Consider the following 12,187-nt stretch of genomic DNA (forward strand, 5'->3'; position numbering starts at 1 on the left):
AGAAAGGTAAATTTATTGCGGAGGTATGGTTGGTTCTCAGGAAGCCCAAAAGGGCCCCCTGGTCCAGAATGTGATTACGAGGTCTGAGGCGCGCCCATTTTCAACACGGACATGCAAACCGAGCGTAATTGCGCAGGCTTGATCGGCTTGTGCAGCAGTGGGTAGGGGGAGTCGTAAGCCAGCTTCACCCTGTCCGGCGCCGTATCCCCTGTTATCAGAAGGGAAGGAATATTAGAGCGGAAGTGCTGATGCATGCGTTGAATTGCGTCAAGACCGGTGACGCCAGCCTGTAGACGCAGATCGCTGATAATCAGATCCGGCTTCTGCTTATAGGACTTACAAAGATCCAAGGCTTCTTCGATAGACTTCGCGAGTATGGGTTGCAGCTGCCATGACTCCAGTAGCGCCTTCATTCCCAGTAGGATGGAGGCGTCGTCATCGATCACCAATACTCTTTCATAGCGCAGTGGCGCAACCGTCGCCTTGGGTGGCGCGGGGCGCTGTGATTTGTTCAGTCCAAGCGGCGCGATGATCTCAAAACGGGTGCCTTGCTCCAGCTGTGAAGAGAAGCGAATTGGATGATTCAGCAACTGACAGGTGCGTTTGACGATGGATAAGCCAAGCCCCAAGCCTTTACTGCGATCCCGCTCTGGATTGCTCAACTGCACAAACTCTTTAAACACAGAACCTTGATCATCCGGTGGAATGCCGGGACCGCTATCCCAAACCAGTAGACGGGCTCGCTTGCCTTCACGTTTGCAGCCAATGAAGATAAATCCGCTTTCCGTGTATTTAATGGCGTTGGAGACCAGATTCACCAACACCTGCTCAAGCAAATGCGGGTCGGAATAGATGAATGAGCGGCTGGGAACAATCCGTAAGTCCAGACCTTTGTCCATCGCCTGCTGGCGGAACACCACTTCCAGGCGATCATAAATACGCTGTAGCGGGAAGTGTTCCTTCTTCGGCTTGAGTACGCCAGCTTCCAGCTTAGAGATATCCAGGAGTGAGTTGAACAGCTCTTTCATGGTTTCCAGCGAGCGCGCCAGATTGCGATGTATTTCTTGCGCCTGCCTGGTGGTCAGTTGCGGCTGAAGGGCTTCGATAAACAAACTCATGGCGTGCAGCGGCTGACGCAAGTCGTGGCTGGCCGCCGCCAGAAAGCGGGTTTTATCCTGGTTGGCTTTCTCCGCCTCCCAACGCGCCTGCTTGGCCGCCAGAGCAGAGGCTTTGGCGTCGAACTGTTGTTGCACGAACTTCTTGTTCAATTCCACCAGCTCAGATGTGCGTTCATGCACCAGCTTTTCCAGATGACGGCGGTGGGTTTTTATTTCGTCTTCGATTTCTTTACGACGTCGCAGTTGTGAATCGATACCCAGCAGCATTTGGTTAATGTGCGACGCCAGTACGTCGAGTTCGTCCTGAATGCGCAGGGCTCCACGTAAAGGCAGTAAATGCCTGGCGGGGCGATTGTAGTTAATCTGCGCCAAGCGCTGCAGGATGCCATGTAGAGGGCGTTCAATGGCCTGGCTCAGTTGAATGCTGTGGAACAAGTAAAGGATGATGAGACAGGCCAGTCCGGTGCTCCAAAGAGGTAGCGTTTGCTGAGCGAGTTCTTCCATCAATACAGCGGACTGCAGTTCTACCCAAAGCTCGCCCTTTGTTGCGTTTTGAGGCGTTGTCGTAGCGGTCGGCAATTCAAAGAGCTGAGAGCCGATTACGGGTAAGAAGCCGAATATGGCGTGCCAGGGTCTGCCTTCTTTTCGTTCTATTTCGTAGCGTAGTAATACCGCGCCCTGCTTTTCCCGCAGAATGGCTTCCCGCAACGGCAGCAGCTTATTCAGAGTCTGCAGAGTGGCGATGGCTTGCGACTCGTTTTTAGCCGCCAACGCCGTGGCTAAATCTTTCTGGATGATAGAGACGCTGTTATTCATGGCGCTACGCCACTTCTGTTCCAGTGTCAGCCAGCTCAACGCCAGCATGACGCAGGCCAGTAACATGCCGAACAACAGGTAGGCCAACAGGGTTCTGCGCCTTAGCCGATGCGAAATGTATTGCTGATTATTGAGATTCATCCTGACGCCGCGCTGAGCTGTGAATTGGGAGTGGCATTGTGTAATCCGGTCAACTTCTTATAGCGCAAAACAATTATGGAGGCTCAGCCCCGAAACGCTCGCCGTGACAGTCGATCAAGGCGTTGAAGATGTGTGCGGGAAAACCGCGGCCGATTACAAACAAAGCCGGCGAATTGCGCATGATACTACGTCTGTCGGCAAGAATTAATCTCCCAACCCGTTTGGACTAGGCCCGTCTGGCGCGGCCTAGGCGACTGTTTTGAAAATAAAACGTCCTACCAAACTGGCGCTATGTAAAGTGATAAAAAGTTCTTTCCGGGCAAGCGTCTAACTAGTGGCGAAGCAGTGCGTCGAGTTCGTCGATAGCTTCGCACCAGTCAGAGTCTTCTTCCCAGGCTTGCATGATGAACTCGCGTTGCGCTTCATTCCAGAATGGCGCTTCAGCCAGGGAAACTGCGCTGTTTAGCGGGCTGTGACTGCTAATCCATTGTTTTACTTGGGTTGGGTCGTTTTCCAGGCCAAGTTGGGCGAAGAGCGTATTCATATTATGTGTCGATGTATCCATCAGACGTCTCCTCTCAAAGTTTGTGTCGAGCTTGTGATCAGCATCTCAATCCGTTCGCAGCAGCACTCAAAGTATAGGCGAAGTTCAAGCGCCGCGGCCAATTGCGGGCGGCTGTCAATAATGCTCAATCGTGCCATAATGTTACCCGCTCCGGCCGCAGGGCTTCGCCGTCATTTTCTGAGCCGGACACCGATCACAAGGGGACAGGGCGGGTGACGATCCGTTTTAATTCAAATCTATTGTTCTGCACGGGCTTGTCGGCATGAGGGCGAAACGATGCGTCGTTCGTCAACCGCTTTGGTCGACGCGTTTAGGCGTGGCGTTTTTGCTTCTGCTATGGGGATGTCTGGCTCCGGCGAGCGCAGATGAAGGCGCTGCGGATATACTGACTCCGTTCGAGCGTTCCTGGCTGCAGGCGCACCCCAATATTCGCATTGCGGGCGACCCCCACTGGCCTCCTTTTGAAATGATCGATGAGGAAGGCAATTACCAGGGCATCGTAGCGGACTATATTCAGCTGCTCGAGCAGCGCCTGAATTATCGTTTTGAGCGCACCCGTCGCGAAAACTGGACCGCCACTCTCGGCGCCATGCAGACCCGGGAGCTGGATGTTATCGCCGCTGTAGCGGTGACGCCGCGCCGAGAGGGGCGCATGCTGTTCTCCGAACATTACCTTTCTTATCCGATTGTGATGGCGGTCCGTGATGAAATGCGCTTTATCGGTTCTTTGGAAGAACTGGACCGGGAGCGCGTCGCTGTCGTTAAAGATTACGCCAGCCAGGACTTTCTGCTGATTAACCATCCCAATCTGAATCTGGTGTTTGTGGACACGCTGGAAGAGGGGCTGCTGGGCGTTTCCAATGGAGATATAGATGTTTTGATCAGCAATATTCCCAGCATCAGTTATTTGGTCAACCATCTTGGCGTCAGCAATATCAAGTTGACCGGCATTACCCCGTATACCTATGACATCGCGATTGGCGTGCGGTCGGACTGGCCGATTTTGACGCGGATTCTGGACAAGGGGCTTAACACCATCACCACCGAAGAGCAGGAGGCGATCTACAAAAAATGGATTACCTTCAGCTACGAGGAAAAAATCGATTATGCGCTGGTCTGGCGCATCACCACCGTAGCAGTAGTGGTGATCATCATCTTCCTGTATTGGAACCGTAAACTTTCACGCGAAGTCGCGGAGCGGATTCGTTCTGAGGAAGCGCTGCGCAAGAGCGAAGAGCGTCTGCGGGCGGCGATGAAACACGCTGAGCATCTGGCGAAAGCGGCGGACTCCGCCAACAAGGCGAAGAGCGAATTCCTCGCCAATATGTCTCACGAGATTCGTACGCCGATGAATGCGGTTATTGGCTATACCGAGTTGCTGGAAGGGCTGATCCATGACGCCAAGCAGAAATCCTATCTGGACGCGATCAAGAAGGGCAGCCGCGCACTGTTGACCATCATCAACGATATTCTTGACTTGTCCAAGGTGGAGTCCGGCAAGTTACGCATCGAATACGCGCCTCTGGACCCGCACCGGCTATTGCAGGATGTGGCGCAGATATTTTCCGCCCGCATTTCTCAGAAGAAGCTGGATTTGCGCATTGTGCTGGATGATCAGCTGCCGCACTCGCTGGTGTTGGATGAAGTGCGTTTGCGCCAAGTGATATTCAATCTGGTGGGCAACGCGATCAAGTTCACCCATGAGGGTTACATTTCCTTGAGCGCGAAGGCGTCCTCTATTCCCGGTGATGACGATCACATTGAGCTGGAGATTGCGGTCGAGGACAGCGGCATTGGCATTGCGCAGGATCAACAGGCGCGGATATTCAACGCTTTCGAGCAGCACGAAGGACAGAGTAATCGTCAATACGGCGGCACGGGACTTGGTCTGGCCATCAGTAAAAAGCTGGTGGAGATGATGAACGGAGAGATTGGCCTTAAAAGTGAGCTGGGTAAAGGCTCCCGCTTCGAAATTCGCCTGCATCATGTTTCTGTCAGCCAGCGTAAAGAAGAGAACAAGTACGAGTTGCGTTCCGCCAAGGCTCCGCGCTTCCGCCCGGCGAAAATTCTCCTGGTGGACGACGTGGAGACCAACCGCAAGTTGATCAAGGAATTTTTCAGCGGTACGGAGCTGCTTATTACGGAAGCCTGTGACGGGCGCGAGGCGCTGACGCTGGCGCGTCAGGAGAAACCGGACCTGATTCTGATGGACCTGCGTATGCCGCGCATGGACGGCTACGAGGCGACTCGCCTACTCAAGCAGCATCCGCTCACCGCTAAGATTCCCGTCATTGCTTTGACTGGCTCGACGCTGGCGGATGAGTTTGTGCGTATCGATCAGCTTGGTTTCGCGGACGCCTTACGCAAACCGATTGAACGCGCGCTACTGTTTAACGTGTTGACCCAATATCTGGCGGTAGTAAAAGCCAAGAAAACGAAGACAGAAAGTTCGCCAGTGCGTGAGCGTGCGAAACCAGAAGCTAAAGTGAAGCAGGCGACTGAAGCGCAAATAAACTCTATGGCGCAGCAGAAATTGGCGTCGGAGTTGAAGCAGGAGTTGTGGACCGATTGGGAAGACTTGAAAGACAGTGGCGATCTGCAGCGCGTGCAGGAGTTCGCCAGTCGTCTGAGCGCCATGGCTGAGACTTATGCCCATGAAGGATTGGAGGAGTACGCCCGATCGCTGTCGACCCTGGCGTCTCAGTTCGATCTGCAGGGGTTGCAGGCGCAGTTGGCGGCTTATCCTCAGGAGGTGGAGAAGCTGATGTCGGAAGCGGAAGATGGAGTCAAAAATACCGCATAACCTGTAGTAAGCACCCTAACTGACGGGAGATTGACGTGGTTTTTCTTCTCTTGCAGTCAAGTTTGCGTCGACTTTGTAAACCAATGAAAAACACGTTGGTTCGAGGCGATGCGATGAACAAGTTTGGCTAATAATTATGCAGTGTTCATTTGAACGCTTCAGGGGAGAAGGTCAATGGTACGTCAATGGTTCATTGTTTTGATGATTTCCATCGGTTGCGCCCCAGCCGTTTTCGCAGAGTCGCCTACCCGACAGCTGCATTTGGCTCTTGCTGACATGGAGAGAATCAGCTCGGATATGTATTTTATTGGTTATCAGAGTGTGGAGCTCAGTCAGCCTGATCAATACGGTGTGAAGAAATACATGGTGTTGGATTTTCGGTTCGCTGAACAATTGGCGCACAAAGATACCAGCGCCCAAGTACGGCGTATTTGCCGCCGGGTGCTTGATAATCCCGTACTGCTGAAGGACCTGTCCTCGATGGGATACGAAATGGTGTCGGTGGCCTTTGACGAAGCCGACCAGTTCGATTGTCTCTGATTTAGGCCCGCCGGCGCGAAAGCGTCGGCTACGCCTCATCCTCGCTTCTGACGCATAAGTCCAATACTTCCCCTTCATAACTGCAGGTTACGTGCATGGACATAGGACGGCAGCAGATACGGCAATCTTCGTAATAATCCTGAATCTCGGTGGAGCAGTCGACAGCGACAGTCTGGGTTTCTCCGCAATAAGGACAGGAAACCTCACAGTAACGCAACATTTCTACTTTCTCGGGCAAATACAGATAGGTATTTAAGTGATAGATCAAAAATTGCGCTTAGGCAAGCGCATTCGGCCTTATTACGGATTCCGCGCCGTCCGCTGGCGCATGAGCCTCAGCAGCATCAGGTAAAGCGTGGCGGCGGCGAAGCCGGCGAGCGTGCCCGTGAGGACTCCCAGGTTGGCGTAGGTCAAAGCCACCGTCAGGGTGTACGCGAGCAGAGAGCCGAGTCCAATGGGGTAGAACTTGATGAGCGTGCGAGCTGGTTCTGGTCCATAACTCAGGTGAACGATGAGCAGAAGAGGAAGAAAGGTCACCGGAAACGCTGCAAACAGTCCCGCCAATAAGGTATCGCCCAGGTAGGCTAAGGAGGTAATCGCCAGCACCAGGGCTGAGGACAGAAAGCCGCGCAGAAATAGCACTGGATAGGTCAGACGCACGGAGGCGGCGATATTTACCGAAGGGATATTGCTGTAAGCGATGGCGATCAATATGACGCCAACGCCAGCGACCGCCAGGTTAGGCCACAAGCCCCCACTGATCAGGCTGAGTGCGCCATTCGCCACAATAAACGCCAGAATACCCGCCAGCGGCGCCAACACTGCGGAATAGGGTAGCTTGAGGCAGAACAAATAAGCCGTCGTCATCGCCAGCGCCGCCAGGAAACCAAGCAAGGCGTGTGAGGCGCTGGCGGCGGCGAATTCTGGACCTTGCTCTATTCCGATGAACGTCAAAGCGATAGCCGTGCCCAAGGGAAAACCGGACAGCAGGCCGGCGGTGCGAGTGCTTACTCTCTCGGCGATCCAAGCCAAACCCATTACCGTCGCCACCGTAGTGACAACCTTGGCTGCCTGCAATATCAGGATGTCCACGAAGGGGCTCTGATGAAAGCAGGTGAAAAACCGGTTTTGGGATGGCGCGTTTCTATGGAGTTCAGCCTCTAGTAACTCTTCTCGCTGGCGAGCCCGGCCTTGGCCTGTTTGGCCATTTCCACCAGAACTTGTCGCGCCTCATCCGTTGAATGAATCGAGCGAATCAGGGGGACGGACAATTTGCAGGAGAGACTGTGAGCGATCACCTGCAGATAAAGCTCGTGGCTGGTGATCTCCGTCAGCTCTGCGGATACCACGTCATGGACGCCGCCATAGTAGCGAACGTAATTGCAGAGCGTCTCTGCGTGGTCGTCGTTCATGTGTTGAATAATGCCGGCTACGTCTTGGGTGGAAAGGGTCATAGCTTCAATTTCCGATGGTTATTAATATGGCAACGATATTGGCATGTTAATAATCAGGCGCATGGATGCGCCTGCGCGGCGGCTGGCCGCGGGAGACAGTGCCTGACCTGTGCAGGGACTGTCGTTGCAGACAAATAGAAGGAAGCTATTTGTCCGCCTGATTAATAGTATGCTTTGGCGGCGCTATAACAGGTCGTTTGCAGCCTGTTTCCGACGTCACGCAGCCGCGCCGTCAGGAAATCCTCGAACCAGCCGCCGATCTGCGGCAGGCTGATCAATAAGCGATGATTGTCATCGACAAAGTGCAGGGTGCAACGATGCTGGCTTCCCCATTTGAGCACATTCTGCGGCTCAATCAGATGGTCCCGCCAGCCATGCACGACTTCCGTATGCGGCGCCGATGGCTCCAGCCAGGGTTCTGCATAGCCGGACAGGCCGATTGCTGGGGCCAATAAAAACAGGCCCTCGACGGGATGATCCCGGGAAACTTTCAGCGAGACATACGCGCCCATACTGGAGCCCACCAGAATCAAACGCTCGTCGCCGGGCAGTTGTTTCAGCAAATGCTCCGCTCGCTCGTCAGGGTCAGACATGCCGCGATAATCCACGCTGGTGATGGAGAAGCCCATGCGTCCCGCGATATCCGACAAATACTGAATTTTTCCGCCCCAGGGACCGCTATCCCGGCCGTGGGAAAAAATGACCCGCCACATTGTTTATCCTGTCGCCCCTTTCAAATTTGTCGAGAGTAAGGCGTTACAACCGTTAAGCGTCGCGCCACTTTATATTGCAGCCCATACTTGGACGTTGATCGGAGGCAATTTCGCCGCCGTTTAATAGTGCGTCCACCGCCAGCCGTAAATCTTTTCCAGTAATGGGTTTGTCAGAGCCGGGACGGCTGTCGTCGAATTGGCCCCGATAAACCAGACGACGCTGGGCGTCGAACAGAAAAAAATCCGGCGTGCAGGCGGCATGATAGGCTTTGGCGACTTCTTGCGTCTCGTCGTACACGTAGGGGAACACATATTTGTAGCGCGCCACTTCCAGCGCCATGTTTTCCGGGGAATCCGCCGGGTAGGCGCTGGCGTCGTTGGCGTTGATGGCGATGACGCCAAGTCCCTTGGCGGCGTAGTCGCGGGCGAAATCCGCCAGCGCTTTTTTCAGATGAATGACATAGGGACAATGATTACAGATGAACATCACCAGCAGTGCAGGATCGTCGCTGAAATCGGCCAGCGACCAATGGCGTCCTTGAGTATCGCTTAGATTAAAGTTCGGCGCGCGGGAGCCCAGTGTGAGCATGGTGGAGGAAGTCAGGGCCATTGTAGTCTCCTTCTTTGTTTTCCTGGGGGAATTTAGCGTATTGACTGGCAAGGCTGACGGGTAGAGTTTACCATTAAAAAGAAACTGAAGGAGATATGAGTGGCGCAATACGAATTGGTGTTTACTGGCGGCTTAGTGGATGGTTTTTCCCTGGATCAGGTTAAGGAAAATGTCGCTAAGTTATTTAAGGCGTCGCCCGCGCAGGTGGACCAGATGTTCTCCGGTAAGGCGGTGGTGCTGCGCAATCGCCTGGATGACGTCACCGCCCAGAAATACAAAGCCGTGCTGCATAAAAACGGCGCGGTTTGTTTGATTCGTGAAATGGGCGCGCCGGAGGTCTCGGAACCTGCGCCAGCGCCAACTGCGCCCCCATCCGCGCCAGCTCAACCCGCTGTGCGCGAACCGACGCCGCAGGCGGTTGCACCTGCTAAGCCCGTTAAATCTTCTGCGCCAACAGGCGGTCTGCCTGTTGCGGGTGAGAAAGTGGATGAGATTCTGTCAGAGGTGGATTGGGATGTCGCCCCGGTCGGAACAGCGATGGCCGAGCATCATGAGACTCCGCCTCTCCCTGAGCCGGATTTGTCGCACTTGCAACTGGCCCCTACCGGCAGCGATCTTGGACAGAAGAAAAAAGATCCGCCGCCACCTGCTCCAGACACCAGTCACCTCAAGCTGGAAGAGCCCCGTAAATAGGATTCCCAGCCCGTAAGCACCCGACTTAGTGCAAAGGCCCCATCAGCTCGTAGAATTCTTCAGGGCAGGGGCCGCTGTATTTTTTATAGCGAATCGCCCGGAACTCTTCTCCCTGCTGTGGTCTTGACGTTCCCGGCGGCGTCGGATAGATAAACTCCAGATCTCCGGGATAGAAGCTCATTAGCCACTGGCGGGGATAGACCTCCAATACTTCCGCGACGCCTTTCAGCGGACGGAAGACGCAGGTTTCTTTCTGCTTCGGTTTGCTCTGGCGAGTTGGCGGCTTGGGCTCTGGCGCTTCAGGTTCAGGAGCGGGGTGCACGTCTTCGACAGCCGGCATTTCCGGCTGCGGCTCGGGCGCCTCGGGTTGCGTGGTTTTTCCTGCGCAGCCAGCCAGTAGCGCGAATCCGAGCATCAGCGGCAACGCTTTTCCATATCTGGAAGAATAAGGCCGCGTTAAACGGCCGATCGTCTGTTCTGTTCTCACCGCCGCGTCTGCGCTCTCACACACTCAATAACTTGCTGACGCTGGCTTTCCGCATAGGAGGCCAGGATGGATTGCAGGCTGTGTTCGTCACGTTGATGAATGGCGTCCAATGAGCTGCGCATGTAAGACAGATTGTCTTCAATGATTTTTGGGCCCTGACGCAAGGCCATAAAGCTGCAGCGTTTGGCGGACGGCCAAAGATCGTTGACCATGTTGATAATGAAATAGTTATCTGCGTAGACCAAAGAGGCTTGTGTATATTCGACGCCGATCTTATGGAAATTCAGCAGGTCGCCTTTTTCGAAGCAGGATTTCATCTGCGTATAAAGCGATTCCAGGCGCTCCATATCGTGAGGACGCCAGCTACGCACCAGTTTGACGCCGGTATGACTCAATATCAGCAGCAGGGTTTCATATAGACTACCGACAAAGTGCTCGTTCAACTCCGTGACGAAAGCGCCTTTGCGGGGCACGTTGGTTACAAGATAACGCTTTTCCAGCAGCAAAAGAGCTTCTCGGATAGAGCCGTGGCTGACTTCCAGCTCTTTGGACATGGCGTTCTCGAAGATTCTTTGGCCGGACTGCAAGTGGCCGAGCACGATGAGATCTTCCAAATGCTGGGCGACCTGCTCGGTCAGCGTCTCCTTGGGTTTGAACGTCATTTTTACCCCGATGCGGGCGAAAGAAAGATGGGATAGGGTTACAGGGCGCTAATGGTTGCATAGAAATTGCTTGAAGAAAACCGCAGAAGCCGCAACCTGCGGGCGGTTTATGGTTTTAACGGATAACAAAGCGTTCTCAATAAATAACTTAAAGTTATATGGAACGGAGCCGATAACCCTGAAGCAGGCTGTGCGTTTCTATAAATGCCCCAGGCAAAAAAAAGCGGAGCCGCATCCGGCTCCGCAAGCGCAGCAGATAAAGAACGTTCCCTTACACGTCGACTACACACGAACGAGAGCAATCGCCAGTGTCTGACGCTCAATAGGGGGGCGTCCTTATAAACCAGTGTAGACCGTTCCCGGTCATTTACCATCTGGGAAATTCCCCGTTCGCCCCGTCATTCGCGGGCGGACGGGGAATTGACTCCGTATTTTTCCCGTTTTATGTGAATTTGTGTTTTAGCGCAGCTCTATTTCATATTAAGCAGCTTCGGAAAGTCCTTGATAAAGCCGCATTTCCGCCAATTGGTCAGCAATTTCACTGGTCGGCGCGCGCTGTTGTTCTGATTGAGTAAAGATTTCCGTCAAGGTGTTGGCAATTCGCGCTGTTTTGTCGTCAATGAGTAACTGTTTATTACCGCTATGGTGCAGCGAGGCATAAATCAGCCCTCCAGCGTTGATGACGTAGTCCGGCGCGTATAGAACGCCGCGTTGGTGGAGGGCGTCGCCGTGACGGGTTTCGCCCAGTTGGTTATTCGCTGAGCCTGCGACAATGGCGCAACGCAGCTGTTCCAGAGTTTTGTCATTAATGACGCCGCCAAGGCCACAGGGCGCAAAGACGTCGCAAGGCGTGCGATAGATATCCGCAGGACTCATCGCTTCCGCATTGAACTCTTCTTTTACGCGTTGGATACGGGCGGAGTCGATATCCGTGACGACCAGTTTGGCGCCCGCTTGATACAGAAACTTGCATAAGAGATAGCCGACATTGCCGACCCCTTGTACAGCGACTTTTACGCCGCCCAGGTCACGCTTGAGCTTGTAAGCGACGGCGGCCTTGATGCCTTCGAAGACTCCGCGGGCGGTGTACAGAGACGGATTGTCCTCGTCGCTGGTGCTGGTGACGTGATTGGTTTCGCGGCGGATGTAATCCATTTCCCGGGCGCTGGTGCCGGAATCAATCGCGGTGATGTAACGTCCGTTAAGAGATTCAATAAAGCGGCCAAATGTGCGGAAAAGCTTTTCCGCATCGTAAGCGCCTTTGGGTTTCATGATGACGGACTTGCCGCCGCCCTGTTCCACGCCCGCCAGCACAGCTTTGTAGCTCATGCCTCTGGCCAGCCTAACGGCGTCCAGCAGCGCCGCCTCCGTGGAATCGTAAGAGATAAAACGGCATCCGCCCAGGGCGGGACCGAACCGGGTATTGTGAATAGCGATAATCGCTTTGAGTCCACTGTCTGCATCGTCTCTGACATGCAATTCGTTGACTCGATATTTGTCGAGCAGATCAAACATGACTGCACTCCTCTTAAAAACTCACGTTACAGCTAAGGGGGGAGGAGACTTGTGGTCGCCGCGCCTTGCC

General features: G+C 54.1%; 13 protein-coding genes. 3 read left to right on the plus strand and 10 right to left on the minus strand.

Annotated features, from left to right (window positions below):
• Nucleotides 1-74: 74 nt before the first annotated feature.
• The gene (locus tag EUZ85_RS03970; RefSeq protein WP_127968023.1) at nucleotides 75-2,075 is read right to left on the minus strand and encodes a hybrid sensor histidine kinase/response regulator; all 2,001 of its coding nucleotides are present in this window, start codon (nucleotides 2,073-2,075) and stop codon (nucleotides 75-77) included.
• A 331-nt stretch (nucleotides 2,076-2,406) separates the two neighbouring features.
• Nucleotides 2,407-2,640 (minus strand): DUF2789 domain-containing protein, encoded by a 234-nt coding sequence (locus EUZ85_RS03975; protein WP_127968024.1) that lies wholly within the window; start codon nucleotides 2,638-2,640, stop codon nucleotides 2,407-2,409.
• 316 nt (nucleotides 2,641-2,956) lie between these two features.
• Between EUZ85_RS03975 and EUZ85_RS03980 the strand changes: the two genes are divergently transcribed.
• Together EUZ85_RS03980 and EUZ85_RS03985 are read left to right on the plus strand one after the other, a co-directional pair.
• Nucleotides 2,957-5,443, plus strand: a complete 2,487-nt coding sequence (locus tag EUZ85_RS03980) for an ATP-binding protein (protein ID WP_246842219.1) — start codon at nucleotides 2,957-2,959, stop codon at nucleotides 5,441-5,443.
• Between the two features lie 174 nt (nucleotides 5,444-5,617).
• Nucleotides 5,618-5,983: a hypothetical protein gene (locus EUZ85_RS03985; protein ID WP_127968026.1), complete on the plus strand. Its 366-nt coding sequence runs from the start codon at nucleotides 5,618-5,620 to the stop codon at nucleotides 5,981-5,983.
• Nucleotides 5,984-6,011: 28 nt separating this feature from the next.
• Here the strand turns inward: EUZ85_RS03985 and EUZ85_RS03990 are convergent, their stop codons facing one another.
• The 5 genes from EUZ85_RS03990 to EUZ85_RS04010 all read right to left on the minus strand — a co-directional run bounded on the left by EUZ85_RS03990 (nucleotide 6,012) and on the right by EUZ85_RS04010 (nucleotide 8,760).
• Nucleotides 6,012-6,251, minus strand: a complete 240-nt coding sequence (locus EUZ85_RS03990; protein WP_241566948.1) for a CPXCG motif-containing cysteine-rich protein — start codon at nucleotides 6,249-6,251, stop codon at nucleotides 6,012-6,014.
• Between the two features lie 32 nt (nucleotides 6,252-6,283).
• On the minus strand, nucleotides 6,284-7,075 hold the full coding sequence (locus EUZ85_RS03995; protein WP_127968027.1) for a hypothetical protein: 792 nt from the start codon (nucleotides 7,073-7,075) through the stop codon (nucleotides 6,284-6,286).
• Nucleotides 7,076-7,143: 68 nt separating this feature from the next.
• Entirely contained in the window at nucleotides 7,144-7,437 is a 294-nt protein-coding gene (locus EUZ85_RS04000) for a DUF2470 domain-containing protein (RefSeq protein ID WP_127968028.1), read from the minus strand.
• 161 nt (nucleotides 7,438-7,598) lie between these two features.
• On the minus strand, nucleotides 7,599-8,150 hold the full coding sequence (locus tag EUZ85_RS04005; RefSeq protein WP_127968029.1) for an alpha/beta hydrolase: 552 nt from the start codon (nucleotides 8,148-8,150) through the stop codon (nucleotides 7,599-7,601).
• A gap of 52 nt (nucleotides 8,151-8,202) precedes the next feature.
• On the minus strand, nucleotides 8,203-8,760 hold the full coding sequence (locus EUZ85_RS04010; protein WP_127968030.1) for a thioredoxin family protein: 558 nt from the start codon (nucleotides 8,758-8,760) through the stop codon (nucleotides 8,203-8,205).
• A gap of 99 nt (nucleotides 8,761-8,859) precedes the next feature.
• Between EUZ85_RS04010 and EUZ85_RS04015 the strand changes: the two genes are divergently transcribed.
• Nucleotides 8,860-9,453 (plus strand): hypothetical protein, encoded by a 594-nt coding sequence (locus tag EUZ85_RS04015; RefSeq protein ID WP_127968031.1) that lies wholly within the window; start codon nucleotides 8,860-8,862, stop codon nucleotides 9,451-9,453.
• A gap of 25 nt (nucleotides 9,454-9,478) precedes the next feature.
• Here the strand turns inward: EUZ85_RS04015 and EUZ85_RS04020 are convergent, their stop codons facing one another.
• From EUZ85_RS04020 to EUZ85_RS04030, 3 genes are all read right to left on the minus strand, one after another.
• Nucleotides 9,479-9,940 carry a hypothetical protein gene (locus tag EUZ85_RS04020; RefSeq protein ID WP_145965863.1) on the minus strand — a complete coding sequence of 154 codons (462 nt, stop codon included), beginning with the start codon at nucleotides 9,938-9,940 and terminating at the stop codon, nucleotides 9,479-9,481.
• Complete coding sequence (locus EUZ85_RS04025; protein ID WP_127968033.1) at nucleotides 9,937-10,602, minus strand: GntR family transcriptional regulator; 666 nt, start codon at nucleotides 10,600-10,602, stop codon at nucleotides 9,937-9,939. The genes EUZ85_RS04020 and EUZ85_RS04025 overlap by 4 nt, the downstream gene beginning before the upstream one ends.
• Before the next feature lie 480 nt (nucleotides 10,603-11,082).
• Nucleotides 11,083-12,117, minus strand: coding sequence for a Glu/Leu/Phe/Val dehydrogenase dimerization domain-containing protein (locus EUZ85_RS04030; protein WP_127968034.1), 1,035 nt, complete (start codon nucleotides 12,115-12,117; stop codon nucleotides 11,083-11,085).
• Nucleotides 12,118-12,187 lie beyond the last annotated feature (70 nt).

This window comes from Hahella sp. KA22 (assembly GCF_004135205.1).
Classification (GTDB): domain Bacteria; phylum Pseudomonadota; class Gammaproteobacteria; order Pseudomonadales; family Oleiphilaceae; genus Hahella.